At 70.0% G+C, this 24,399-nt stretch carries 22 protein-coding genes; 5 read left to right on the plus strand and 17 right to left on the minus strand.

Annotated features, from left to right (window positions below):
• Positions 1 to 589: 589 nt before the first annotated feature.
• The 11 genes from ASC98_RS19520 to ASC98_RS19570 all read right to left on the minus strand — a co-directional run bounded on the left by ASC98_RS19520 (position 590) and on the right by ASC98_RS19570 (position 14,578).
• A complete protein-coding gene (locus ASC98_RS19520; protein ID WP_056809965.1) occupies positions 590 to 1,762 on the minus strand; it encodes a glycosyltransferase family 2 protein in 1,173 nt (390 codons plus the stop codon).
• Positions 1,759 to 2,910: a glycosyltransferase gene (locus ASC98_RS19525; RefSeq protein WP_056809967.1), complete on the minus strand. Its 1,152-nt coding sequence runs from the start codon at positions 2,908 to 2,910 to the stop codon at positions 1,759 to 1,761. Before ASC98_RS19525 ends, ASC98_RS19520 begins: the two co-directional genes overlap by 4 nt.
• The gene (locus tag ASC98_RS19530; RefSeq protein WP_056809969.1) at positions 2,907 to 3,518 is read right to left on the minus strand and encodes a polysaccharide deacetylase family protein; all 612 of its coding nucleotides are present in this window, start codon (positions 3,516 to 3,518) and stop codon (positions 2,907 to 2,909) included. The genes ASC98_RS19525 and ASC98_RS19530 overlap by 4 nt, the downstream gene beginning before the upstream one ends.
• On the minus strand, positions 3,515 to 4,597 hold the full coding sequence (locus ASC98_RS19535) for a glycosyltransferase (protein WP_082542100.1): 1,083 nt from the start codon (positions 4,595 to 4,597) through the stop codon (positions 3,515 to 3,517). Before ASC98_RS19535 ends, ASC98_RS19530 begins: the two co-directional genes overlap by 4 nt.
• A gap of 855 nt (positions 4,598 to 5,452) precedes the next feature.
• A complete protein-coding gene (locus tag ASC98_RS19540) occupies positions 5,453 to 6,613 on the minus strand; it encodes a hypothetical protein (RefSeq protein WP_082542099.1) in 1,161 nt (386 codons plus the stop codon).
• Positions 6,610 to 7,773 carry a glycosyltransferase family 2 protein gene (locus tag ASC98_RS19545; RefSeq protein WP_157598090.1) on the minus strand — a complete coding sequence of 388 codons (1,164 nt, stop codon included), beginning with the start codon at positions 7,771 to 7,773 and terminating at the stop codon, positions 6,610 to 6,612. Before ASC98_RS19545 ends, ASC98_RS19540 begins: the two co-directional genes overlap by 4 nt.
• A gap of 28 nt (positions 7,774 to 7,801) precedes the next feature.
• Positions 7,802 to 9,550 (minus strand): phosphotransferase family protein, encoded by a 1,749-nt coding sequence (locus tag ASC98_RS19550; protein WP_056809975.1) that lies wholly within the window; start codon positions 9,548 to 9,550, stop codon positions 7,802 to 7,804.
• Positions 9,550 to 10,518, minus strand: coding sequence for a polysaccharide deacetylase family protein (locus ASC98_RS19555; RefSeq protein WP_162249315.1), 969 nt, complete (start codon positions 10,516 to 10,518; stop codon positions 9,550 to 9,552). The genes ASC98_RS19550 and ASC98_RS19555 overlap by 1 nt, the downstream gene beginning before the upstream one ends.
• A gap of 71 nt (positions 10,519 to 10,589) precedes the next feature.
• On the minus strand, positions 10,590 to 11,861 hold the full coding sequence (locus ASC98_RS19560; RefSeq protein ID WP_056809979.1) for an O-antigen ligase: 1,272 nt from the start codon (positions 11,859 to 11,861) through the stop codon (positions 10,590 to 10,592).
• A gap of 85 nt (positions 11,862 to 11,946) precedes the next feature.
• Positions 11,947 to 13,440 (minus strand): lipopolysaccharide biosynthesis protein, encoded by a 1,494-nt coding sequence (locus ASC98_RS19565; RefSeq protein WP_056809981.1) that lies wholly within the window; start codon positions 13,438 to 13,440, stop codon positions 11,947 to 11,949.
• Between the two features lie 13 nt (positions 13,441 to 13,453).
• Entirely contained in the window at positions 13,454 to 14,578 is a 1,125-nt protein-coding gene (locus ASC98_RS19570) for an acyltransferase (protein ID WP_056809983.1), read from the minus strand.
• A gap of 184 nt (positions 14,579 to 14,762) precedes the next feature.
• On the opposite strand from ASC98_RS19570, the gene ASC98_RS19575 reads away from it, so the two are divergent.
• Entirely contained in the window at positions 14,763 to 15,923 is a 1,161-nt protein-coding gene (locus ASC98_RS19575; RefSeq protein ID WP_056809985.1) for an imelysin family protein, read from the plus strand.
• A 25-nt stretch (positions 15,924 to 15,948) separates the two neighbouring features.
• The gene (locus ASC98_RS19580) at positions 15,949 to 16,455 is read left to right on the plus strand and encodes a GyrI-like domain-containing protein (RefSeq protein WP_056809987.1); all 507 of its coding nucleotides are present in this window, start codon (positions 15,949 to 15,951) and stop codon (positions 16,453 to 16,455) included.
• Position 16,456: 1 nt separating this feature from the next.
• On the opposite strand, the gene ASC98_RS19585 is transcribed toward ASC98_RS19580, so the two are convergent.
• The 6 genes from ASC98_RS19585 to ASC98_RS19605 form a co-directional block, all read right to left on the minus strand.
• Positions 16,457 to 17,758, minus strand: coding sequence for a UDP-N-acetylglucosamine 1-carboxyvinyltransferase (locus ASC98_RS19585; protein ID WP_056809989.1), 1,302 nt, complete (start codon positions 17,756 to 17,758; stop codon positions 16,457 to 16,459).
• Between the two features lie 89 nt (positions 17,759 to 17,847).
• Entirely contained in the window at positions 17,848 to 18,081 is a 234-nt protein-coding gene (locus ASC98_RS19590) for a DUF2630 family protein (RefSeq protein ID WP_056809991.1), read from the minus strand.
• A 156-nt stretch (positions 18,082 to 18,237) separates the two neighbouring features.
• Positions 18,238 to 18,918, minus strand: a complete 681-nt coding sequence (locus ASC98_RS19595) for a general secretion pathway protein GspB (RefSeq protein WP_056809993.1) — start codon at positions 18,916 to 18,918, stop codon at positions 18,238 to 18,240.
• Between the two features lie 11 nt (positions 18,919 to 18,929).
• Positions 18,930 to 20,633: an ExeA family protein gene (locus ASC98_RS19600; protein ID WP_056809995.1), complete on the minus strand. Its 1,704-nt coding sequence runs from the start codon at positions 20,631 to 20,633 to the stop codon at positions 18,930 to 18,932.
• A 112-nt stretch (positions 20,634 to 20,745) separates the two neighbouring features.
• On the minus strand, positions 20,746 to 20,868 hold the full coding sequence (locus ASC98_RS32065) for a hypothetical protein (protein WP_255358683.1): 123 nt from the start codon (positions 20,866 to 20,868) through the stop codon (positions 20,746 to 20,748).
• 126 nt (positions 20,869 to 20,994) lie between these two features.
• Positions 20,995 to 21,486, minus strand: a complete 492-nt coding sequence (locus ASC98_RS19605) for a pilin (protein ID WP_056810147.1) — start codon at positions 21,484 to 21,486, stop codon at positions 20,995 to 20,997.
• Positions 21,487 to 21,632: 146 nt separating this feature from the next.
• Between ASC98_RS19605 and ASC98_RS19610 the strand changes: the two genes are divergently transcribed.
• The 3 genes from ASC98_RS19610 (at position 21,633) to ASC98_RS19620 (ending at position 24,396) form a co-directional block, all read left to right on the plus strand.
• Positions 21,633 to 22,499, plus strand: a complete 867-nt coding sequence (locus ASC98_RS19610) for an alpha/beta hydrolase (protein WP_056809997.1) — start codon at positions 21,633 to 21,635, stop codon at positions 22,497 to 22,499.
• 126 nt (positions 22,500 to 22,625) lie between these two features.
• Positions 22,626 to 23,045 (plus strand): rubrerythrin family protein, encoded by a 420-nt coding sequence (locus tag ASC98_RS19615; protein WP_047510032.1) that lies wholly within the window; start codon positions 22,626 to 22,628, stop codon positions 23,043 to 23,045.
• Positions 23,046 to 23,049: 4 nt separating this feature from the next.
• Positions 23,050 to 24,396 carry a (Fe-S)-binding protein gene (locus tag ASC98_RS19620; protein ID WP_056810000.1) on the plus strand — a complete coding sequence of 449 codons (1,347 nt, stop codon included), beginning with the start codon at positions 23,050 to 23,052 and terminating at the stop codon, positions 24,394 to 24,396.
• Positions 24,397 to 24,399 lie beyond the last annotated feature (3 nt).

Consider the following 24,399-nt stretch of genomic DNA (forward strand, 5'->3'; position numbering starts at 1 on the left):
TGTGGTCAAACAGTCGGCGACAGTCAGTCCACGAAGCGTGCTGCGCACGCGGGCCAYGAAGCCAGCCAGCTCCGGCGCCCCCTCCTTATTGGCGCGCCACAGCCTCCCCACCCGCGCCTTTGCGAACCGCCGCGCTGTGTTTGGGGGAAAAGATTGAAGTGACCGACGAGCRTGCCGGCGYTCGCGTGCTCGTCGGTCACTTCAATCTTTTCCCCCCAACAAGAGCGGCTGGTCTCGAGCGGCGGGTGAGGGGATGGGCTGGGGGCGATTTCTGGGGCGACGGAGAAGATCGGCTTTGGGGATGGCGCGCGCCAGCGCGCTTCGTGGACTGACTCATCGGCACTGNGGGCTGGGGGCGATTTCTGGGGCGACGGAGAAGATCGGCTTTGGGGATGGCGCGCGCCAGCGCGCTTCGTGGACTGACTCATCGGCACTGTTTGACCACAACGAACGAAGTGAGTGGAGGGAGTTTGCCGATGCATCCCCAAAGCCGATCTTCTTCGTGGAGTCGACGGGCCCCCCGGGGGCCCGTCGACCGCCCCGGCATGAGCCCCCAGCCCATCCCCTCACCCGCCGCGACACGCCAAAGTCAGCGCCAACGCTTTACGCCACTCAAACTGCTCAAGTAGATCCACGTCCGCCACGCAATGAACGCCGGCGCCCACAGGATATCCAGGAAGGTCTTCACCGGCACACCGCTCAGCAGGTTGCCCGCGATGAAGTACAGCAGGTAGGCCGGCAGCAGCGCAAACGCCAGCACGAACTGCCAAGAGGCCAGCCCGCACACGGCCGCGGCCGCGACGATCGCGACGAACAGCAGGCTCAGCTGCACCGCGTGCGACGGCAGCAGGAAGTCGATCAGCAGGTTCAGCGCCGCCCCATCGCCGCTCGCACTGAAACGCGCCCACAGCGCCCGCACGCTGCGCCCGACGATCGCCGAGCGACCGCCGGCCCAGCGCCGGCGCTGCGCCGCCGCTTCTTTCGCGGTCTCGGGGATCACGCTCGACGCGCGTGCATGCTCCAGCCAATGCACCCGCTGGCCGCTGCACACCAGCTTCACCAGCATCTCCTGGTCCTCGACCATCGTGTCCGAATGCCAGGGCATGCGCTGCAGCACGTCGCGCCGGAACACCATGCCGTGACCACGCAGGTTGCAGCTCCAGCCGGCCTGGCTGCGCGCCAGTTCTTCCAGCCGGTTCTCGACCACCGCATTCATGTAGTTCAGCCGCGAGAACAGTGTGGCCTGCCAGTTGTGCACGCCGACCCGGCCCTGCAGCACCGCATGGCCTTCGTGCAGGCCCGCCGCTGCCTGCTGGAAGAACAACGGGTCGACGACGTTGTCGGCATCGAAGAACGCCACCGCATCGAGTGCCGCGCCATGCGTCGCCTCGAGCGTCGTGATGCCCTCGGCCAGGCTCGCGGTCTTGCCGCGCGCGCCGCTCTGGCGGTCCAGGCAGTCGAAACCGGCCGCCCGGATCTCGGCCACCGTCGCATCGCTGCAATGGTCGGCGACGAACAGGATCGCGAGCTGCTCGCGCGGGTAGTCCACGCGGGCCAGCGACGCGAACAACGGGCCGAGCACGCCTTCCTCGTTGTGCGCCGGCACCAGCACGCCGAAGCGCTTGTCGCGGCGTGGCGCCAGCGGCGCCGGCGCGCGCACGCCCCACAGCCCGCGGATCGCCTGGTAGAAGAAGATCGCCGCCACCGCCAGCACCAGCGCACTCGCGGCCACCGCCGCCACGATCCACAGCACGTGCATCATGCGGCGCTCCCTGCGGCACCGGCCGGCGTGCCGGGCCGCAGCAGGCCGGCTTCGTAGATCTCGACCATGCGCTTCATCCGCGCGTCGAACAGGAAACCGTCGCGCACTTTCGTCACCGCCGCCGCGCCCATCGCAGCCCGGCGTGCCGGGTCGCCGAGCAGGCTCGCGAGCGATTCGACGAAGCGCGCCAGGTCGCCCGGCGGCACCAGCAGCCCGTCGACGCCGTCGCTCACCACCTCCGGGATGCCGCCCACCGCCATCGCGACGCCCGGCACGCCGTGCAGCATCGCTTCGAGCAGCACGTTCGGCAGGCCTTCGCGCAGCGAGGCCATCGCCAACAGGTCGAGTGCCGGGTAGATCGCCGGCAGGTCGTTGCGGTGGCCGAGCAGCCGCACCGTGCCGTCGAGCTTCAGCTGCGCCACCTGCGCCTCGATCTCGGCACGCTGCGCGCCTTCGCCGGCGATCAGGAAGCGCACCTTCGGAAAGCGCGGCGCGAGCTGCGCGGCCGCGTCGACGAACAGCCGGTGCCCCTTCTCGATGCCGAGCCGGCCGACGATCGCGACGACCTGCGCATCGTCCGCCAGGCCGAGCGCCGCGCGTGCGTCGCTGCGGGCTTGCGCACCGTGTGCCTGGTACGAGCTGCGGATCGCGTTGTGCACCACGGTGATCCTGCGATCCGGCACGCCGGCCGCGACCGCCAGCTGGCGGTAGCTCTGCGACACGCAGACCACGCGGTCGAAGAAGCGCCACAGGAAGGCCTGCAGGCGTTCGTACAGCCGCACCTTCGCGTTCTCCGAGGTCCAGCCGTGCGCGGTGGTCAGCGCCGTCACCTTCGCGCGGCGCGCGGCCAGCAGCGTGTACAGGTCGGCCTTGTAGCCGTGGCTGTGCGCCACCGTGCCGGGCTGCGCCGCAAGCTTGCCGGCGAGCGCGCGGATGGCGCCCAGGTCGAGCTTGCCGGTGGACTGCAGGCATTCGTGGTCGATGCCGGCCTCGCGCAGCTTGCGCGAGATCGGCGTGTCGTCGGTGTGCCAGATGTTGATGATGCGGGCGTGCCAGTCGCTGCCGCGCAGCGCGAGGCATTCGTTGATCACGGTCTTCTCGGGGCCGAACACGTCGTCGGCGCTGATGATGTGGATGAGGGTCTTCACACGGTCTCCAGGACGCCGAAGCGCAGGCCGGCTGCGCGGGCGTTGTCCAGCAAGCGCGGCAGGGCCTGCGCGGTCACCGGGGTGTCGTCATGGAACAGCAGGATGTCGCCGTCCGTCAGGGCTTGCGGCGTGACCCGCGCTTCGAGCTCGGCCGCCTGCTGCACGAACGAGTCGCGCGTCTCGAACGACCACATCACGATCTTCACGCGGTTCAGCAGGCACCAGCCGATGCGCAGCACCGACAGTTCGCCATACGCCGGCCGGTAGCTGCGCAGCCGCACGCCGAAGCGCGCCGCCACCGCGCGCATGCGGCGCAGGTCGTCGAGCTGCTCGCGCCAGCCCATGTCGCTGCAGTGCCGGTGCGTGAAGCCGTGCATCGCGATCGCATGGCCGCGCGCGCGCACCTCGGTCACCAGCGCCGGATGGCGTTCCATCTCCTGGCCGATCATGAAGAAGGTGGCCTTCACGCCGGCCTGGTCCAGCGCATCGAGCACCTGCGGCGTGACGACCGGGTGCGGGCCGTCGTCGAAGCTCAGGTACAGGTCGGGTGCGTCGCCGCGGTAGCGCAGCACCGGGCTCAGCAGCTTGCGCAGCATCGCCTTGATCATTGCAGGCCTCCGGCGTAGAGCTGCAGGTAGCGCTGGGCGGCGCTCTCGAGCGAGAAGGCCTCGCGCTGGCGTTGCGCGGCGGCGCGGCCGAGCACGGTGCGGCGGCTCGCGTCCTGCAGCAGCGTCAGCATGGCGTCGGCGAATGCGGCCTCGTCGCCATCGGGCACCAGCAGGCCGCTCTCGCCCTGCAGCACGGTCTCGGGAATGCCGCCGACCTGGGTGCCGACGACCGGCAGCCCGGCGCGCATCGCCTCGAGGATCGCGATCGACACGCCTTCGTAGTGCGACGACATCAGGAACACGTCGGCGGCCGCGAGCAGCTCGGCGACATCGTTGCGGAAGCCGAGGAACTCGACCCGCGCGGCGACGCCGAGCGAGGCGGCCAGCGCCTCGAGGGCCGGGCGGTCGGGCCCGTCGCCGACCAGCTGCAGCCGCGAATCGGGCCGCGCGGCGGCGACGCGCGCGAACGCCCGGATCATCATCGCGTGGTTCTTCACCGCCGCCATGCGGCCGACGGTGATGAAGGTGGTGCCGCGGCGCTCGCCCGTCAGCTCGAGCCGTTCGTCGATGCCGTTGTGCACCGTCTCGACACGGCGCGCGTCGATGCCGATGTTCTCGACCACGTAGCTCTGGATCGAATGCGACACCGTGACGATGCGCTGGTGCCAGCGCGCCGCGAAGCGCTCCAGCCGGTGGCGCAGCGCGAGTTTCAGGCGCGGGATGAAGCGCCGGCCGTAGTCCTGGTAGTTGCCGTGCACCGTGTGCACCAGCGGCACGCCGGCGAGCCGGGCGGCGAGGGCCGATTCGAGGTAGACGCCCCACAGGTGCGAATGCATCACGTCGAAGCCCTGTTCGCGCACCAGCCGGGCCAGGCGCCAGGGCACGGTCAGGTCGTTGCCTTCGGTCTTGCCGAGCGAGAACACCTGCACGCCGTCGCCCAGGCGCTGCGCCAGTTCGCCGCTGTGCTTCACGCAGCAGACGGCGGGCTGGCAGCGGCCCTTGGTGGCGGCGACGAGGTCGACGACGACTTTCTCGGCGCCGCCGAAGTCCAAGGTCTCGATGACATGGAGAACTCTCATTGCTGGTTGTGGCGTGTCGCGGGGGGTGAGGGGATGGGCTGGGAGCTCATGCTGGGGCGGTCGACAGGCCCCCGGGGGCCTGTCGACTCCACGAAGAAGATCGGCTTTGGGGATGCGCCGGCAAACTCCCTCCGCTCACTTCGTTCGCTGTGGTCAAACAGTGCCGGCGAGTCAGTCCACGAAGCGCGCTGGCGCGCGCCATCCCCAAAGCCGATCTTCTTCGTCGCCCCAGAAATCGCNCGTTCGCTGTGGTCAAACAGTGCCGGCGAGTCAGTCCACGAAGCGCGCTGGCGCGCGCCATCCCCAAAGCCGATCTTCTTCGTCGCCCCAGAAATCGCCCCCAGCCCATCCCCTCACCCSYCGCGAAGAACCAGCCGTTCTTGGGGGAGGAAAAGATTGAAGTGACCGACGAGCGCGCGAGCGCCGGCACGCCCGTCGGTCTGTTCAATCTTTTCCCCCCAACAGAGCGAGCGGTGCCGGCAAAGGCGCGGGTGGGGAGGCTGTGGCGCGCCAATAAGGAGGGGGCGCCGGAGCTGGCTGGNTTCAATCTTTTCCCCCCAACASAGCGAGCGGTGCCGGCAAAGGCGCGGGTGGGGAGGCTGTGGCGCGCCAATAAGGAGGGGGCGCCGGAGCTGGCTGGCTTCGTGGCCCCGCGCGCAGCGCGTTCGTGAACTGACTGTCGCCGACTGTTTGACCACAGCGAACGAAGTGAGCGGAGGGAGTTTCGGCGACGGGCCGTGAAGCCAGCCAGCGGAGGGAAGTCCTCGGCCCCCCAGGGGGCCGAGGACCGCCCCCGACGGCGCGCCACAGCCTCCCCACCCGCGCCTTTGCCACAAGCAAGAACAACAACGCAACTCACGCCAAAACCTCCGCCCGCATCGAAGAAGCCTTCACCGGCTCGTTCTTGCACAGCCGCTCGATCTGCTGGTACATCTCCCAGGCCGTCACGTAGTGCAGCGAGAACCCCGGCCGGTCGCGAAAGCGCTTCGCAAGCTCGGTCCACATGCGCTGCATGCCGCCGTCGAGCAGCGCGCCCGCGGTGCGCTCCTCGGCGCCGTGCGTGTGCACCTTGATGAACAGGTGGTTCTCGGCACCTTCGATGCCGATGGCGGCCCGCTCCCACAGCGCAATGCGCGCCGCGGTCGGCAGCGCGTCGGCCGAGATCTCGCTCGACTCGATGCGCGGCATGATGCCGGCCTTGCGGTCGCTCCAGTTCAGCGCCAGCGGGCCCTGCACCATCAGCAGCTCCTTGCGCTGCAGCCAGTCGCCGACGCGCGCATCGCGGCCGTGGTCGTGCGACTTGCAGCAACCCGCTTCGCCGTGCGCGAAGTAGATCGAGTTGATCTTGCTCGTCTGCGTGTCGCTCGGCGCCGACGGCAGCGTCATGTCCATGCGGCAACCGGTCTCGTGCAGCACGTCCAGCTCGTTGTCCACGCCGCACCAGCGGCCGTCGGGCCGCGAGTTGTCGAGCGCCCAGTTGCCGTGGATGAAGGCGTACAGCACCTGGCCCGTCACCGGGTCCTTGCGCAGCAGGCCATGCCGCTCGTGCAGCAGCGTCGTGAAGCCGGTCAGCGTCTTGCGCAGGTTCTCCGCCGTGTCGTTGTCGTGGTGCAGGTGCACCTCCACGTCGCCGAAGCCGCGCCGGCACAGGTCGGCCAGCTGGTCGAGGATCACCTCGTCGTACTCCTCCTCGGGGTAGAAGAACGAATGCTGCGGATGGCGCCCGTTGCTGTCGGTGTGCTCGGCCGCGATCGTCGGGTAGCGGTCCATCCAGCGATCGACGCGCGCGCGCGCGGTCGCGAGGTCGGGCTTGTGCCAGAACGGCTCGTAGTGGTCGGCGAAGCAGAAGTGCACATGCGTGTGCGCTGCGTTGCGCCCACGCAGCCGGCGCGGCCATTGCCGCAGGTAGCTCGCGATCCACTGGTCCATGTGGCGCGAGCGCAGCAGGCGCCAGACCACGCCGGCCCCCGCGGCGATGACGACGACGGCTACGAGCAACACGAGCGCGACCATCATCGCTGCGCCTTTCGCCAGCTCGTGCCCTGCTTGCCGGTCACGAAGCGCACGAAGCCGAGCAGCGCGGCCAGGTTCATCGTGCAGAAATAGAAAGGCACGTACAGCGCCGTCGGCAGCGGCCCGCGCCGCAGCCTGAGCCAGCCGGCCCAGGCGGTGCCGTAGAACAGCAGCTGCAGCACCACCAGCACCTGGTAGGCCGCCTCGCCGGTCGCGGCCAGCCACAGCGAGCCGATCGCGATCGCCACCAGGAACAGCGGCACCAGGTAGCGCAGCACCTTGTGCGACACGTACGCGAGCGCGAACCACGACAGCGGCGGCAGCAGCCGGCGCCATTGCTGCGCGATGGTCTGGAAGCCGCCCGCCACCATGCGCACCTTGACGAAGAAGTCGTCCTCGATGCGGATCGACGCGTACTCGGTGGAACGCGCCGCCGGCTCGTAGAGGATGCGCTTGTGCTGGTCGACGATGTCGAAGGTGATCTGCGCGTCGTCGTTGATGATGTGCTCGGCAATCGGCCGCCACAGCCCGCGGCGCATCGCGAAGATCTCGCCGTCGGCATTGGTGATCGAGCCGATCTGCCCCTCGGCCAGCTTGATCGCCGATTCGTAGCGCCAGTACAGCCCGTCGCCGACGCTGCTCTCGCGGTCGCCGGCCTCGCGGATCTGCTTGACGCCGCAGACGCCGCCCACCGCCGGGTCGGCGAAGTGCTGCACCAGCGCCTTCAGCGCGTCGCGGTTGAAGTCGTTGTTGGCATCGGAGAACACCACGATCTCGCCGGTGGCCGCCGCGACGCCGCGGTTCAGTGCGGCCGTCTTGCCGCGCCGCGGCGCCTGGTGCATCGACACCACGCCGCGGTCGGCATGGCGCGACACGATCTGCGGCGTGCTGTCGCTCGACCCGTCGGAGACGACGATCAGCTCGATCGGGTGCGGGTAGTCGAGCGCCAGCGAGTTGAGGATCTTGCCCTCGATCACGCGCTCTTCGTTGTACGCGGCGATCAGCAACGTGACACGCGGCCATTGCGCGGCACCTTCGGGCGTCGCGGGATAACGCGCCGCGGCGCCCCGGCCGCGCCAGCGCGCGATCAGCAGCACCAGCACCGGGTAGACCGCATAGTGGTACAGCACCGCGGCAATGCTCAGCAGGACGATCGGTTTCATCTCGGGGTCGTTCTCGTCATTCGTTTCATCAGCCCAACGGGTGCGCCGCCGCGCGCGCCGCCGGCGCACCGGGCAGCACGCTGGCCAGCGCCGCCGGCATCGGCGAGCGCAGCAGCAGTTCGACACAGCTCTCGATCAGCGCATTCAGCTCGGCACTCGCCTGCGTGGACCACTGGCCGTGCCAGCGGCAGCCGATGTGGTGCACGACGACCAGCGTCCGCAGCACCGGCACCAGCCGCTCCGGCAGCCGCGTCGCGCGCCAGTACTCGGCCTCGACCGCCAGCTCGTTCGGGCTCACCCGGCCCGTCAACAGCGCGCGCGCCGCCTGCAGCCAGCTCTCGCCGCCCAGCATGCGGTTGTACGTCAGCAGGTAGGCCATGTCGATGTACGGCAGGCCGCACAGCATCGCATGCTCCCAGTCGATCACGCCGGTGATCTCGCAGGTCTGCGGGTCGTACATCACGTTCTCGATCTTGAAATCGCCGTGGCTGCAGACATCCAGCCACACATGGCCGAGCACGTGCTCGCGCATGTGCTGCGCGAGCCGCTGCAGCGCTGCAGCGGACTGCGGGTTGCGCAGCAGGGCCGAGTCGAAGATCGGTTGCAGGCTGGTCTCCCAGGCCTCGTCGTCCATCACGCGCTTCACGCAGGTCACCTCGTGCAGCGCCAGCAGGAAACGCTGCGCAGTGCGCGTCACGCGATCGAGCCCCGGCACCGGCGCATCGGCGGTCACGCCGCGCATGTGCTGCAGCACGAAGCAGTCGTTGCCGTCGAGCTTGAAGCGGTCGAGCACGCGCGGCAGCAGCACGCCCAGGTGCGCCGGCAGCATCGCATGCAGGCGGCGCAGGCTCTCGGCCTCCTGCACGCGGCGCGCCACCGCCAGCGGGTCGCGCGTGACGACGACCACGCGCGAGGTCTCGCGGTCGGAATCGGGCCGGAAGGTCGCGATCACCTTGCCGCTCAGCAGCACCAGGTACTGCACCCACTGGAACTGGCTGCCGCCGGCCTGCAGCGTCAGGGCGACCGCATCGATCAGCCCCGGCTGCGGGTCGCCGATCCAGCCCACCGCCGCCAGCGCCGGCGCGAACCAGCGCGCGGCGCGCGGGCCCCACAGCCATTGCTTGATGCGCTCGCGCGTCAGGCCCTGGTTCTTGGTCGGCAGGTAGCCGGTGGGTGCGATGGCCTCGCTGATGCCGGCGTATTCGTTCAGCAGCAGCGGGTGCACGCGCGGCGCGCGCACGCCCAGGCGGCGCAGCTGCGACGCGAGCGTGAACCACGGCCAGGCGCTCGTGCCGCGCCGCAGGCCGCTGGCCAGGCGCTCGCGGCTCAGGCCGAAGCGGTTCGGCGTGGCCAGCAGCACGAAGGCACCGTCGCGCAGCAGCGGGCGCGCATGCGCCAGCAGCCGGCCCAGGCCGCCGCGCACCTTGGCCAGCGCGCGGCCGCTCAGGTCGCTGACGACCAGGCCGTCGAACGCGATCGGCGCGGCCCGCTGCAGGTCGTCGAGCGCGATCACCTCCACATGCGACCAGCCGTGCGCCCGCACGCGCTGCGCGAGTTCGTCGGCGCTGCGGCCGTCGGCGGCCAGCACGCGCACGCGCGCGCAGCGCTGCGCCAGCGCGGTGACCGCCGGGCCGCCGTCGTCGAGGCAGACGACCGAGCGGCCGCCCAGCGGCCCGACCAGCAGCTCCCAGCCCTCTTGCCAGGGCGGGGCGTTGTGCAGGTCGGCCGGCTGCGAGATCGACGGCGACGTCAGGGGCGGGATCGCGAGCTCGGCCATCAGACGAAGATTCCGGGAAAGGTCATGCGGGCCATGAACAGGGGGTGCGGGATGTAGCGCTCGACCGCGATGCGCTTCAGCGCGAAACGGTCGGCGCAGCTCGGGTCGTTGACGCCGTCGATGTAGGCCAGCGCGGCACGGTAGCCGCATTCCTTCGCGATCGCGACGACGCGGTCGTTGAAGGTGTAGGTCTTGCCGACCGGATACGCCAGCAGGTCGGCGCTCTGGCCGGTCTCGCGGCGGATGGTCTCGCGCGACTGCGACAGCTCGAAGCGCACGCGCTCCTCGGTCTGCATCGACAGCACCGGGTGGGTGACGGTGTGCGAGCCGAACTCGATGCCGTGCCGGGTCATCTCGCGCACCTGGTCCCAGTTCAGCGCCGACGCGGGCGCCGCATCGGCCGGCGCGGCATGGTGGCCGAGCAGCGCCTCCAGCTCCTGCAGCGCGTCGCGGCGGCGGTCGTCGGCCAGGCGCTTCAGCACCGACAGCAGCCGGTCGGAGGCGGCACGGCGCGACGCCACGTCGGACAGCTGCAGCGTCACGTCGGCCAGCGGCAGCCGGAGCAGGCCGGCGGGTGCGCAGAACAGCAGCGTCGACACCCGGTCGAACCAGAACGGGTCGCGGCTGCCGATGTACAGCGTCGACAGGAAGATGGTCGCCGGCACGTTCATCTCGCGCAGCAGCGGGAAGGCGTGGGTGTAGTTGTCGAGGTGGCCGTCGTCGAAGGTGATCGCGACACTGCGCGGCGGCAGCGCCCGGCCGCGCTCGATCGCGTCCATCGCGTTCGACAGCCCGATCGGGTTCCAGTGCTCGCGCAGGAAGCTGAGCTGGCGGCGGAATTCGGCCACGCTCGCGCTGATGAGCTCGGGGTCGGCCGCGAAGCGGGATTCGTCGGCCAGGTCCTGGATGCGGTGGTACGCGAGGATGGTCAGCCCGCGCGGCCCGCTGCGCAGGCGCGCACGGGTCACCCCGGCCCTCTCCAGCCATCTCGCCAGCATTGCCTGCTTGCCGCCCATGGTGTCCCCTCGCTCCGTGACTGCTAGTAGTACCCCATGATGAACACCTTGAAGGCCATGTAGTACGCGACCTGGAAGGCCACGATGATCATGAAGTCCTTGCGGGTGAATCCCACGGGTTGTGTGGTGAAGCGGCCCACCGCGGCCGTCATTCCCAGGAGGAAATACATGATCTCCGTCTCGAGCGAGACGAAGAGCGAACTGATCAGGTAGCCGGACAGGCTCATCAGCACCGCGAGCAGCGCCTGCCGCTCGGTCGGGTCGGTGGCTTCCCTGAGCCGCACGACGATGTGCTTGATGCCCATGTAGATGACCGCGATCCACAGGAACATGCCGGGGAAGCCGGTCTCGCCCATCGCCTCCAGCGCCGAGTTGTGCGCGACCAGCTTGCGGGTGTAGATGGCGAAGTTGCCCTTGCCGACGCCGAACAGCGGGCTCTCCTGCACCATCTGCAGCCCCATCGCCCACATCTCGACGCGGCCCTGGGCCGAGTTGTTCGAATCCTTGGTCTCGGTCAGGTACGACGGCGCCGCGGCCAGCGCGATGCCGCCGCAGGCCGCCGCGAGCACCAGCTTGCCCAGGCTGATCTTGAAGCGCGACACGATGAACATGCCGACCATCGCCGCGGTGGCCAGGATGCCGCCGCGCGAGCCGGTGTAGAAGGCCGCCAGCAGCAGCGGGAAGGTCAGCCCGACGGCGGCGACCAAGCGCAGCCACAGCGCATACGGGCTCACCATGTACTGGAACGCGAACGGCGCGGCGGCGGTGAACATCACGCAGAACACGCCCGGGCCGTCGAAGATGCCGATCCAGCGGATGCGCGACTTCAGCCCGATCGACGATGCCGAGCCGTCGATCCACGCGAAGCTCTGTCCGGCCCAGCCGAGGCCCTCGGGGTTGTTCATGTGCTGGATGCCTTCGATCGCGATCAGCAGCGCGAGCGCGATCAGCGCATAGCCGGTGCGCTTCAGGTCGGTCACGTCGCTGATGGTCGCGCTGACGAGGCGGTACACCAGGAACAGCTTCGCGTAGTAGACGAGGTAGAACTGGCCGATGTCGGTCAGGCCGGCGACCATCACGCTGAGGAAGATCCAGACGTACATCAGCAGGAAGAAGTAGTCCTGCGTGCGGAAGCGGAACACCTCGCCGAAGCGGCCGCGCGACGCCAGCACGATGACCCACATCGGGTAGACGATGTAGTCGACGCGCAGCCCGAGCAGCGGCGACCACCACAGCTGCGGCGCGACCAGCAGGCTGCCGAGGAACAGCCAGATCGGGAGGACCGCGAAGCTCATGACAGCCCCTCGCCCGATGGGTACATCGGTCGATCCCCCGAGGGGATGCGGGCCGGCTTGGGAGCGGCCCGGCGCTCGGCCCGCCTCATGCTGCCGCTCCGCTCGGCCGGCCCAGGCGCTGCATCAGCTTCGCGCGCGCCGCGGCCAGCTCGGCCGGCTCGATCACGCGCGTCGCGACGATGCCGACCAGGAACGCGGCGCCGAGCACGAAGCGCAGCGGCAGGCTCCACAGCAGCGGCAGCTGGTCGGCGAGCTGGCCGGCGACCGCGACGGCGACCACCAGCGCGAGCAGCGTCGCGAGCTTGCGCCATTCGTAGTGCACCGGGAAGAAGCGCTGGCTGATGCGGTCGGTCATCACCACCGAGACGATCGAGACGCCGAGCACCGACAGGCAGGCGCCGAGGATGCCGAAGGCCCAGATCAGCGGCACGCCCAGCACCAGGCCGGCGATGCAGGCGGCGAGCGCGATGTGGAAGATGCTGCTGGATTGCTTCTGGTAGTAGATGCCGGTCTGCAGCGGGTAGGTCAGCACCTGCAGCACCGCGGCGCCGACCAGCCACGGCAGGTAGCGTGCGGCTTCCCAGTAGGCCGGCGCGGCGATCAGGCGCAGCGCGTCGCCGGCGAACAGCACGATGGCTAGCCCGATCAGCGACAGGATCACCGCCAGGTAGCGCACCACCTGGGCCTGGATGGTGCCGGCGTCGTCGCGCTCCATGATCGTGAAGCGGAACGCGCCATAGGCCCGGTTGATCGGCTCGCCGACCAGGTCGGACGCGAGCTTCGACAGCTTCAGCGCCAGCGCATAGATGCCCAGCGCCTCCAGCGACACCATCGATTGCAGCAGGAAGCGGTCGGCGGTGCTCGCGACGATGCCGACCATCGTGGTCCACAGCAGCGGCAGGCTGTAGCGCAGCACCGGCATCAGCTTGGCCCATTCGAAGCGCAGCCCGCAGTCGCGCAACGTCACCCACGACAGCACCGCGAAGCCGAGCGCGACGGTCAGGCAGTTGCCGGCCATCACGCCTTCGACGCCGGCGTTGAAGTGCATCAGCGCGACCGAGTTGGCGATCACCTGCACCACCAGCTTCACGAACGAGACGACGATGAACAGCATCGAGCGCTCGACCGCGCGCACATAGGCCAGGCCGACCTGCGACGCGAGCTCGAACACGATGGTGGCGAGCATCCAGTGCATCGCGCCGCCGAGGTTCGACAGGCCCTGGCCCTTGAACAGCCAGCCGGCCAGCGGCGTCGAGAACAGCGCGACGATGAGCACGCCGATGGTGGAGATCGCGATCGACGCCAGCAGGTTGGTGCTGACCACCGAGCGGCGGTCGGCGGCGTCCTTGTAGTCGAAGTAGAAGCGCAGCGTCGCATGCGCGATGCCGACGCCGAGCACGCCGGACACCACCGACGAGACCAGGTACAGCGTCTCGAGCGTGCCGTACTCGGCCGGCGTCAGCAGCCGGGTGTAGATCGGCAGCAGCAGGAATGCGCCGACGCGGTTCAGCGCATTCCCGATGGCATAGATGCCCGAGTGCTTGAAGAAGCGGCCGACTTCCTTGGAGGTGGAGGACATGGGAAGGGCAGGGTCAGGTCGCGACGGCGGCATGCACCGCGGGGGCGGCGGCGCGCGGCATCGGCACCTTCTTGCTCCAGCGGATGGCCGGCAGTTCGACGGCGCGGTACAGGATCCACGCGGCGACGATGCTGGTCGCGATGCCGCAGGCCATGTACAGCAGGCCGAGCGGCACGGAAGGGTGGTCGCCGAACAGCTTCTTCAGCACCGAGATCGTGCTCCAGCCGACGATCGGGTGCATCAGGTACAGGCTGTACGACAGCTTGCCGAGGAACTGGTGCACCGCGCCGTCGAGCCAGCCGCGCGCGGCCACCCAGCGGCTGGACAGCACCAGCACCAGCGCGGCCAGCACCGGCGCCAGGTGGGGCAGCGACGGCGCGCTGCCGAACACCACCGCGAGCTCCACGCCGACCAGCGCCCACCACCAGCGCCACGACAGGTCGCCGAACACGCACCAGCAGGTCAGCGCGCCCAGCGCGAACATGTGCCAGTAGCGCACGAACAGGCCGTCGACCGGCAGCTTGATCTGGCCGACCGCGAGCACCAGCGACAACGCGGCGAGCGCGGCGATCGCGAGGATCGGGCGGCTGCGCGGCTGGGCGGGATCGTGCGCGGCGGTCAGCACCAGCACCAGCACGAGGTAGAACTGCAGCTCGATGCACAGCGTCCAGAACACCGCCGAGATGTCGCCGTAGCCGAGGATGTCCTGCAGGTAGAACAGGTGCGAGACGATCTGCGCGGCGGAGAACTGGCCGCGGCCGGCGAGCTCGCTGAACAGCAGCGCCGACAGCTTGGCCATCCCGATGCACAGGATGATGGTGGCCCAGTACGGCGGGTCGAGCCGCACCGAGCGGCGCAGCGCGAACATCGCGACGTAGCGGCCCGACAGCGGCGCGTCGCGCAGGCTCATCGAGATCACGAAGCCGCTCAGCACGAAGAACACGTTGACGCCGGTGGCGCCGAAGCTGCCGATCAGCGCGTGCAGCCAGTCGGGCGTGAAGGGCCGCAGCAGCGTTTCGGTGTTGAGGTAGAGGTGGTACAGCACGACCAGCATCGCCGCGATGCCGCGCAGGCCGTCGACCGTCAGGTTGCGCGAGGGCAACGAGGCGGTGGCGGTGGGGGTGGCGGGTCGGGTCATGCGGGTCGGTGTGCGGGCAGGTCGGCGGGGTCTGGAAGCGTCCTGCCGGGGGGAAAGGCGTCGCATTGCACCATAGGGACCTGGCAGAAAACACCACCCGGGCAGGGGGTCGTCCCTCGGGCAGGGGGGACGGCGGCAGAGGGGAAAAACACGCACGGAATGTGACTTTGTCCATAATCTGCCGATGTCCTCCCGCCCGGCACACCGTCCGCCCCGCGCCTCGCCGGCGCGCCGCGAACTGCTGTGGCGGCTGGCGTCGATCGCCGCGATCTCGGCCGCCCCGGCCGGAACCCGTGCGGCCACCGACCCGTTCGTCACCTGGATGCAGATGCTGCACGACCAGTGGGCGGTGCCGGCCTACGAGACGCTGGACCGCAGCGCGGCCGGGCTGGTGACGGTGCTCGAGGCGGCGATGGCGGCCGGCGGCAAGCCGACGCCGGGCCAGCTGAAGGAAGGCCAGGCGCTGTGGCTGCAGGCGATGCTGAGCTGGCGTCGGCTGGAGGCGCTGCAGATGGGGCCGACGCTCGCGCGGCGCAGCTCGAAGGCGATCGACTTCTGGCCGACCCGGCCGAAGGTGATCCAGCAGGCCGCCACGATCACCGCGACGGCGCCGATGAGCGGTCCGGCCGCCAACGACGCGATGGAGCGCTGGGGCACCGCGGTGAAGGGGCTGCCGGCGCTCGAATGGCTGCTGTTCCCGGCCGGCGCCGAGCCCGACGCGCCGGTGCTGCGCAGCCCGGCGCTGTGTCGCTACACGCTGCGCATCGCGATGTCGCTGAAGGAAGAGGTGGGCCTGCTGCTGGCCGGCTGGCGCACCGAGGCCGACCGTTGGCGTTCGGCGACGCCGCCCGACGTGCCGGCGGCGAAGAAGCTGATCCTGAACCTGCTGGTGGGCAGCGTCGAGCTGCTGCGCGGCAAGAAGCTCGAGAAGGCGGCCCGCGCGCAGGCGCTGCAGGTGCCGGGGCAGCGCGATGCGCTGGAGAACTTCGACAGCATGCGCACGAAGCACACGCGGGAGTTCCTGCTGGCGCATGTGGATGGCGTCGCACAGCTGCTGCTCGGGCAGACGCCCGGCCTGGCCTACACGCAGGGCGGGCCGCGCTGGGGGCTGGACGACGTGCTGGCCGAACAGGGCCTTGGAAAGCCGCACGGGCCGGCGCTGCGGCGCGCGGTGGCGGCGGTGCGGCAATCGATCGCCGCGCTGCCGGTCGATGCGGCCACCTGGACGCCGGCACGCATCGCGCCGCCGCTGAAGGCGCTGGTCGCGCTGCGCGCGGTGATCGACCCGCCGATCGCGACCGCATGGAAGGTGACGATCGAATTCACCGATGCCGATGGAGATTGACCCACCCTGCAGAAAGGAGCCTCGCATGACGACCCTGACGACCCCGCGCTTCGAGCAGCGCACCGAGCAGCCCTGCATGTTCATCCGCACCGAGGTGTCGATGGGCGAGATCGGAACGAAGGTGGTGCCGCTGATCCCGCAGCTGTTCGAGTGGCTTCAGGCGCACGACGTGCCGCCGGTCGGCCCGCTGTTCTTCCGCTACAACGTGATCGACATGGCCGGGATGATGGAGATCGACGTCGGCACCATCGTCCGCAAGCCGGCCGCGGGAGACGCCCGGGTGCAGTCGGGCAGCGTCCCCGCCGGCAGCTACGTGACGATGCGCCACACCGGCCACCCCGAGGAGCTGATGCCGGCCACCGCCTACCTGCTCGCCTGGGGCCAGCAGCAGAACGTGGCATGGCGCAAGCAGCCGCGCGGCAGCGCGGAGGTGTGGGCCGGCCGCTACGAGTTCTACCTCGACGGGCCCGACACCGAACCCGACATGTCGAAGTGGCGCACCGACCTGGTGTTCGCCGCCGAGCCGCGCTGACTCAGTCGCCCGCCTCCCATTCGATCCTGGCCCCGAGCGCACACAGGTTCTCGACGAACTGCGGGTGCGCGCGCCGGATCGGCCCGGCGTTGCGGATCACCGAGCGGCCGGGGATGCTCGCGGCCAGCATCAGCAGCGCGATCGCGACGCGGATGATGTACGGGCTCTCGACCTCGGCCGGCGACAGCGGCTTGCCGCCGAAGGTGACGATGCGGTGCGGATCCGACTGGAAGGCATGCGCGCCGAACTTCGACAGCTCCGAGGTCCAGCCGAGCGCGCCGTCGTAGACCTTGTTCCAGAACATCACGCTGCCGTGCGCCCGCGTGCCGAGTGCGATGAAGATCGGCAGCAGGTCCACCGGCAGGTAGGGCCAGGGCGCGGCCTCGATCTTCGGCAGCATGTTCTGCGTGAACGGCTCGGCCACGCGCAGCGGGCCGTCGACGACGGTGCGCGACCAGCCGCCCTCGTGGACGACCTGCACGCCGAGCTTCGCGAACGTGCGGTCGATCAGCGGGAACTGGTGCGACGCGGTGTTGCGCACCCGCACGTCACCTCCGGTGATCGCGCCGAGCGCGAGGAAGGTGACCACCTCGTGGAAATCGTCGGCGAAGCTGTAGTCGGCGCCGCCGAGCGCGTCGACGCCGTGGATCGTCAGCCGCGAGGTGCCGCAGCCCTCGATGCGCGCGCCGAGCTGGCGCATGAACTCGCAGAACTCCTGCACGTGCGGCTCGGAGGCGGCGTTCATCAGCGTCGCGCTGCCTTCGGCCAGCGCGGCGCACAGCACGAAATTCTCGGTGGTGGTGACCGACGCGTAGTCGAGCCAGTGGTCGGCCGCGCGCAGCGGCCCGTCGCTGCGCACCACCAGCGCATCGAGCCGGCGCTCGACGCGCGCGCCGAAGCGCTGCAGCACCTCGACGTGCGGATCGATCTCGCGCACGCCCAGCGTGCAGCCCTGCACATCGTTCTCGATGCGGGCGACGCCGAAGCGCGCCAGCAGCGGCGGCACCAGCATGATCGACGAGCGCATCTCCTGCGGCAGTCGGTGCACCGTCTCGTCGAAGTTCGTGTGGCGGTGGTGCAGGTCGAGCAGGCCGGTCCTGAAGTCGACCTCGACCCGGCTGCCGAGCGCGCGGAAGACCTCGAGGATCTTGCGCACGTCGGTGATGTCGGGCACGCGGCGCAGGCGCACCGGCTGGCGTGTCAGCAGCGTGGCGCACAGGATCGGCAGCACCGCGTTCTTGTTGGCCGACGGGACGATGCGGCCCGACAGGGGCTGGCCGCCGTGAACGATGAGGTGGGACATGGGACAGTGCGCGAGGCGCGCGGTGGTGGGCACCGGCGCACTGTCCGCGGCGTCGTCGAACGCCGGATGAAGTCCGTGTGAAGTGGCGGCTAGCCTTCGTAGCCTTCGACTGTCTTTTCGTCGCGCACTCGCGCGCCCGACGGGTCTTCACCGAACTCCCGTTTGGCCCGGCGCTGCCGCAGCAGGTCCCAGCACTGGTCGAGCTGGTGCTCGATGTGGCGGATGCGCTCGGCGTTCTGGCCGGGCGCCTTGGCGCCGTCGCGCAGGTGCTGCTCCTCGTCGACGAGGGCGCTGATGTGGTCGAGGATCGATTTGTCGCTCATGACAGCCCCTCGTCCGATGAGTACATCGGCCGATCCCCCGAGGGGATGCCGGCCGGCTTGGGAGCGGCCCGGCGCTCGGCCGGCTTCGCGTCGAACAGTAGCGGTCTCACGGTGCGTTCTCCTGCAGTGGCGGATGGGCCGCAGCGTACGCCGGAATCAGTAGCCGACGCTGTAGCGGTAGTTCTTGTAGCGCAGCACCGCCGACTTGAGCTGGATCTGCTCCAGATGCAGGTTGGGCGCGACGATGTCGCCCTCGTGATACAGCTGGCCGTTGACGATCAGCATGCGGTTCGCGCGGCTCGCGGAGTAGGTGGCGCCGCTGATCGCGAGCGTCGGCAACTGGCGGCGCACGTCCTCGGGCAGCTCGCTCAGCGGCACGGCCTTCGGCTCGTCCGGCGGCGGGGCGCTGCGCACCGGCTCTCGCCTGGCCGGGGCCGGCGGCTTGCGCTGCGGCTTGTCGACGGCTGCGGCGACGCGCTCTGGCGCGGGTGTCGCCGGCGCGGCGGCAGCGATCGGCTCCTGCACCGGCGCCGGCGTCGGCAGCGCGGTTGCCACCGGCGCCGGCGCGACCGGCGGCGGCGCCGGCTGCACCAGCGGCGGCGGTGCCGACACGATCACCTCGATCGGCTTGTCGCGCCCGAACGCCATCCATGCGAACACGACGACCAGCGCCAGCCCCAGCAGCGACGCGACGAAGCCCCAGCGCATGCCGCCGCGGCCGTCCGGCAGGTCGTCGTCATCGGCTGCGGCGCTGCCCGGCTGGGCATGCAGCCCGGGCACGCGGCCCCGTTCGCGTTCGGAATCGGCGCGCCGCAGGGCATCGAGGATGTAGGACATCGCAATGCCTTTCAGTGGACCAGGCCGGCATCGGCCTGCAGGCGCGGCTCGTCGACGCCGGCGGCGCGGTTGAGCTGCATGAAGGTGGTCGGACCGGCGACACCGTCGGCAGCGAGGCCCCAGGCGACCTGGAAGCTGGCGAGGCGCGATTTCAGCGCGGCATTGAACGTCGAGGCGCCGCTCGGTGCGCTCGCGCCTTCGGCCCGCGCGACCAGCGCGGCCAGTGCGTCGACCACCGGCCCGCCGCTGCCTTCGTTGACCGCCGACTGGTAGCCCTCGGGCGCACGCCAGAAGGTCGCGAAATCGCCGCGCCACACCTTGGCCAGCGACAGCAGCGACACCGTCTGCGAGACGCCGCCGGCGCGCAGCGTCGCGGTCTGCGGCGTCAGCGCGGTCAGCAGCACGAACACCGACTGCCCGGCGTCGTCGCGCAGCAGCAGGATGCCGGGCCGGCTCAGCTGGCGGATCAGCGCCAGCGTCGCCACGGTGCGGAAGCACAGCAGGTTCTCGCGCTGTGCGCTGGCGCAGGGGTCGGGCAGGTCGGCGGCCAGCTTCCAGGCCGGGGCCAGTTCGCGCCAGGCTTCCTTCTCGGTGCGCCAGGCGGTCTTCAGGCCGTCGCGCAGGTCGAGCGACACCGCGCTCGCCGGCGGCGCGGCGGGCGTGGCGGCCGATGCGGCCGCGACCGCAGGCCGCGCCTTGTCGGGCGAACTGGCGGCCGACGCCGGGAACTGCGAGGCCTGCGCATCGGGGGTGCCATTGGACGGCCGCCCGAGCCGGCCGTCGACCGCCCAGGCCACCATGCCCAGCAGCGCCGCGGCACCGGCCGCGCCGAGCCCCCAGCGCGCCACATGCGGGAAGCGCGAGCCGGCCGGCAGCGTCGCGTCGTCGTCATGCGCCGAGCCGAACACCTCGGCCGCCGCCTTGTCGACGATGGCCTCGTCGACGCGCGGCTGGCCCTGCCCGTAGGCGCCCAGCAGCGCGCGGTCGCACAGCAGGTTGATGCGCCGCGGCACGCCGCGCGAGAGCTGGTAGATGCGGTGGCGCGCCGGCCGGTCGAAGGGCAGTGCGGTGCGCATGCCGGCGACCGCCATGCGGTGGCGGATGTACTGCGAGGTTTCCTTCTCGCTCAGCGCCTTCAGGTGGTAGCGGGCGATCACGCGCTGCGCGAGCTGCTCCAGCTGCGGCCGCGCCAGCATGTCGCGCAGCTCCGGCTGGCCGATCAGGATGATCTGCAGCAGCTTGCGTTCGGTGGTCTCGAGGTTGGTCAGCAGGCGCAGCTGCTCCAGCACGTCGGGCGACAGGTTCTGAGCCTCGTCGATGATCAGCACGTTGTTCAGGCCGATCGCATGCGTGCGCAGCAGGAAATCGTTCAGCGGGTCGAGGTAGTCCTTCACCGTCGGCGCGCCGGGGCCCTGGTGCTGGTACGGGATGCGGAATTCCTCGCAGACCGTCTTCAGCAGCTCGAACACCGTCAGCTTCGGGTTGAAGATGTAGGCGACGTTGCAGCGCTTCGGGATCTGCTCGAGGAAGCAGCGACAGACGGTGGTCTTGCCGGCGCCGATCTCGCCGGTCAGCAGCACGAAGCCGCCGCCGCCGCGCACGCCGTACAGCAGGTGGGCGAGCGCCTCGCGGTGCCGCTCGCTCATGAACAGGTAGCGCGGATCCGGGGCGATCGAGAAGGGCTCCTGCTTGAGCCCGAAGAATGGCGCGTACATGGGGGCGGGGTGACGGTGCGAGCGGCCGGTGCGGCCTCGCGCAGTCTATCGCCGCCCGGCGCCTTCACGGCGCCGGAGATGCACGCGATCGATCAGCGGGGAAGAGGACCGCTCAGACGAACGAATGGGCGAAGCCGACGAGGGCCATCGCGCCGGTCGCGAGCACCACCAGCACCCAGTTCGGCAGGAAGCCGTGGGGGACGGGGCGGGCGCGGTGACGTTGTTTGTCAATCATGTGAACTCCGTGTGTCCGGATCGCCCCGAAACCGCCGGAACGACCGCCCGGCGCGGGATTTCCGGCCAGGCGAGTCTCTTCAAGCGATCTTCGTGCCAGCCTTTCGGCGGCCGCGGAGCGCCGAATTCAGCGGCAGTTCACCGGCAGGAAATTGGCCGGCACATCGGTCTTGTTCAGGCCCTTGGCCGTCATCTGGGCCGGCACCGCCGAATTGCCGCAGACCCACGACACCGGCACGACCTGCGCGTCTTCGACCACCGCCGGGCGCAGCGTCAGCGTCTTGCCGCGGATCGCGCCGTTGGCCTGGTTGCCGAAGGTGATCTGGATCGCGCCCGACTCGACCGCCACCGCGCTGACCAGCGTGCTGACGATCTTGTCGCTGGCCGGCAGCCCGGCGGCGGCGTTGTCCACCGGCAGGGTCTTGGTGGTGGCCCAGGCGGCGGCCACCGGCGCCTTCGCGATGTCGGCCAGCTTGACCGCCTCGACCAGCTGCCCGCGCACCAGGCGGCCCTGCATGCTGGGCACCGCCAGCGTGGCCAGCACGGCAATGACGGCCACGACCACCATCAGTTCGATCAGCGTGAATCCGCGCGAAGGGCGGTGGGAGCGTGCGTGCATGCGGGCCTCGTAGCGATGGCGCATTCTGCCGTGGCGCGGCGGTTGCACCGGTTTCGATCGGTGACCTGCGCCGGCTTGCCCTGCGGCGGTGGCCGGGTTAGAAACCAGCCCATCCGGCACCCCTGCGCCGGCACCGCGGAGACCGCATGGCCCGATTCGACCCCGACCGCCTCGACCAGCAATACAACAACCGGGCGCGCATTCCGGAGCACCCGGAGATCTTCGAGCGCTGGGCGCGGGCATCGGCGCTGTCGCGCGACAGCATGTCGCGCCGGCTCGACGTACCCTATGGCGACGGCCCGAACGAGACGCTGGACATCTTCCCGTCGCCGCGCGCCGGCGCCCCGGTGCTGGTGTTCATCCACGGCGGCTGGTGGCGCTCGCTCGACAAGTCCGAGCATTCCTTCGTCGCGCCGACCTTCGTGCATGCCGGCGCGATGGTGGTGGTGCCGAACTACGCGCTGTGCCCGGGCACGCCCGACGCGCCGGTCGGCATCGACACGATCGCGCTGCAGATGGCCGGGGCGCTGGCCTGGGTGTGGCGCCACGCGGCGCTGTACGGTGGCGATCCGCTGCGCATCATCGTGGCCGGGCATTCGGCCGGCGGCCACCTGGCCGCGATGCTGCTGAACTGCGAATGGCGCCAGCTGGGGGCCGACCTGCCGCCGAACCTGGTGCGCGGTGCGCTGGCGATCAGCGGCGTGTTCGACCTGGAGCCGGTGCGCCGCACGCCCTTCCTGGCGGCCGACCTGCGGCTCACGCCGGCGCTGGCCGCGAAGCTGAGCCCGGTGGCGATGCCGGCGCCGAACGGCGTGCTGTGCGCCGCGGTCGGCGCCGACGAGAGCGAGGAGTTCCTGCTGCAGAACGACGCCATCCGCACCGCCTGGGGCGAGCGCGCGGTGCCGGTCTGCGAGCGCATCGCCGACGCCCATCACCTGACCGTGCTGCACGACCTGGCGTCGCCCGACGGGCGGCTCAACCACCTGACCCGCCAGTTGCTGGGGCTGGGCTGACAGGCTCGTTTACCCGCAGAAAACATAGCCGCCTGCTATGCACCGCATTGAAGCTTTGTATTTGCCGGCGAACGGCGGTCGCGCTAGGGTTCGCGGGTTCATTTCATCCACCAGCAGGAGAGCGCCATGGGATTGAAAGGATCGAAGACCGAGCAGAACCTGAAGGACGCGTTCGCCGGCGAGTCGCAGGCCAACCGCCGCTACCTCTACTTCGCGAACAAGGCCGACATCGAAGGGCAGAACGACGTGGCGGCGCTGTTCCGCTCCACCGCCGAGGGCGAGACCGGCCATGCGCACGGCCACCTGGAGTTCCTTGAAGCCGTGGGCGACCCGGCCACCGGGCTGCCGATCGGCTCGAGCCGGCAGAACCTGCTGGCCGCGGTGGCCGGCGAGACGCACGAGTACACCGACATGTACCCGGGCATGGCGCGACAGGCGCGCACCGAAGGCTTCGACGAGATCGCCGACTGGTTCGAGACGCTGGCCAAGGCCGAGCGATCGCACGCGAACCGCTACCAGAAGGCCCTGGACGCGCTGGTCGATTGACGGCATGACCCGCGAAGGGAACCTCGAAGCGCCGACACGCCATCCGGTCGACTGGAAGAACCCCTCGTTCCACGACGAGGGGGCCTGCCTCCACGAGATGGAGCGCGTCTTCGACATCTGCCATGGCTGCCGGCGCTGCGTGAGCCTGTGCCAGTCGTTCCCGACGCTGTTCGACCTGATCGACAACAGCTCGACCGGCGAGGTCGACGGCGTCGCGAAGGCCGACTACGCGAAGGTGGTCGACCAGTGCTACCTGTGCGACCTCTGCTACATGACGAAGTGCCCGTACGTGCCGCCGCACCCGTGGAACCTCGACTTCCCGCACACGATGCTGCGCGCCAAGGCCATCAAGTTCAAGCGTGGCGGGGTCGGGGCGGGCGAACGCTTCCTCGCGTCGACCGACGTGCACGGCCAGTTCGCCGGCATCCCGGTGGTGGTGCAGGTGGCGAATGCGCTGAACCGCACGAAGCCGATGCGCCGGCTGCTCGACACCACGCTGCACGTGCACCCCGAGGCCTGGCTGCCGGACCTGGCGGCGAGCCGCTTTCGCTGGAGCGCGGACAAGCGCGGCGCGGCGACCCGGGTCACGAATGGCGAGCGCACGCCGGGCAAGGTGGCGATCTTCTCGACCTGCTACGTCAACTACAACGAACCCGGCATCGGGCATGACCTGCTGAAGGTGCTGGCGCACAACGACATCCCGTACGAGATCGTCGACAAGGAGTCGTGCTGCGGCATGCCGAAGCTGGAGCTCGGCGACCTCGACGCGGTGGCGCGGCACAAGGAAGCCAACGTGCCGGTGCTGGCGCGCTACGCGAAGGACGGCTTCGCGATCCTGAGCGCGATCCCGAGCTGCACGCTGATGTTCAAGCAGGAGCTGCCGCTGCTGTTTCCCGACGACGCGGACGTGACGCTGGTGCAGCAGGCGATGTTCGACCCGTTCGAATACCTGGTGGCCCGTCACAAGGACGGCCTGCTGAAGACCGACTTCAAGCAGCCGCTCGGCAAGGTCAGCTACCACGTGCCCTGCCACGGCCGGGTGCAGAAGATCGGCCGCAAGACCGAGGAGCTGCTGAAGCTGATCGGCCAGGCGGTGACGGTGCAGCTGAACACGGTGGAGCGCTGTTCGGGGCATGCCGGCACCTATGGCGTGAAGACGCCGACCCACCCGGTCGCGATGAAGATCGGCAGGCCGGTGTTCAAGGCGATGGCGGCCAACGGGCCGGACTACATCAGCTCCGACTGCGCGCTGGCGGGGCACCACATCGCGCAGGGCATGGCGCAGCAGGGCGCGCCGGCGGCGACGCTGGCGCATCCGCTGAGCCTGGTGCGCATCGCGTACGGCCTGTGAAGG

Origin of the sequence: Rhizobacter sp. Root1238 (genome assembly GCF_001425825.1) — a bacterium.
In the GTDB taxonomy this organism is placed as follows: Bacteria; Pseudomonadota; Gammaproteobacteria; order Burkholderiales; family Burkholderiaceae_C; genus Rhizobacter.

Coding starts and splice junctions, on each gene's coding strand:
- ASC98_RS19560 (WP_056809979.1), bottom strand. CDS start 11,861: ATGAGCTTCGCGGTCCTCCCGATCTGGCTGTTCCTCGGCAGCCTGCTG.
- ASC98_RS19605 (WP_056810147.1), bottom strand. CDS start 21,486: ATGCACGCACGCTCCCACCGCCCTTCGCGCGGATTCACGCTGATCGAA.
- ASC98_RS19615 (WP_047510032.1), top strand. CDS start 22,626: ATGGGATTGAAAGGATCGAAGACCGAGCAGAACCTGAAGGACGCGTTC.
- ASC98_RS19530 (WP_056809969.1), bottom strand. CDS start 3,518: ATGATCAAGGCGATGCTGCGCAAGCTGCTGAGCCCGGTGCTGCGCTAC.
- ASC98_RS19540 (WP_082542099.1), bottom strand. CDS start 6,613: ATGATGGTCGCGCTCGTGTTGCTCGTAGCCGTCGTCGTCATCGCCGCG.
- ASC98_RS19595 (WP_056809993.1), bottom strand. CDS start 18,918: ATGTCCTACATCCTCGATGCCCTGCGGCGCGCCGATTCCGAACGCGAA.
- ASC98_RS19590 (WP_056809991.1), bottom strand. CDS start 18,081: ATGAGCGACAAATCGATCCTCGACCACATCAGCGCCCTCGTCGACGAG.
- ASC98_RS19600 (WP_056809995.1), bottom strand. CDS start 20,633: ATGTACGCGCCATTCTTCGGGCTCAAGCAGGAGCCCTTCTCGATCGCC.
- ASC98_RS19570 (WP_056809983.1), bottom strand. CDS start 14,578: ATGACCCGACCCGCCACCCCCACCGCCACCGCCTCGTTGCCCTCGCGC.
- ASC98_RS19535 (WP_082542100.1), bottom strand. CDS start 4,597: ATGAGAGTTCTCCATGTCATCGAGACCTTGGACTTCGGCGGCGCCGAG.
- ASC98_RS19610 (WP_056809997.1), top strand. CDS start 21,633: ATGGCCCGATTCGACCCCGACCGCCTCGACCAGCAATACAACAACCGG.
- ASC98_RS19565 (WP_056809981.1), bottom strand. CDS start 13,440: ATGTCCTCCACCTCCAAGGAAGTCGGCCGCTTCTTCAAGCACTCGGGC.
- ASC98_RS19620 (WP_056810000.1), top strand. CDS start 23,050: ATGACCCGCGAAGGGAACCTCGAAGCGCCGACACGCCATCCGGTCGAC.
- ASC98_RS32065 (WP_255358683.1), bottom strand. CDS start 20,868: ATGATTGACAAACAACGTCACCGCGCCCGCCCCGTCCCCCACGGCTTC.
- ASC98_RS19585 (WP_056809989.1), bottom strand. CDS start 17,758: ATGTCCCACCTCATCGTTCACGGCGGCCAGCCCCTGTCGGGCCGCATC.
- ASC98_RS19575 (WP_056809985.1), top strand. CDS start 14,763: ATGTCCTCCCGCCCGGCACACCGTCCGCCCCGCGCCTCGCCGGCGCGC.
- ASC98_RS19520 (WP_056809965.1), bottom strand. CDS start 1,762: ATGATGCACGTGCTGTGGATCGTGGCGGCGGTGGCCGCGAGTGCGCTG.
- ASC98_RS19580 (WP_056809987.1), top strand. CDS start 15,949: ATGACGACCCTGACGACCCCGCGCTTCGAGCAGCGCACCGAGCAGCCC.
- ASC98_RS19545 (WP_157598090.1), bottom strand. CDS start 7,773: ATGAAACCGATCGTCCTGCTGAGCATTGCCGCGGTGCTGTACCACTAT.
- ASC98_RS19550 (WP_056809975.1), bottom strand. CDS start 9,550: ATGGCCGAGCTCGCGATCCCGCCCCTGACGTCGCCGTCGATCTCGCAG.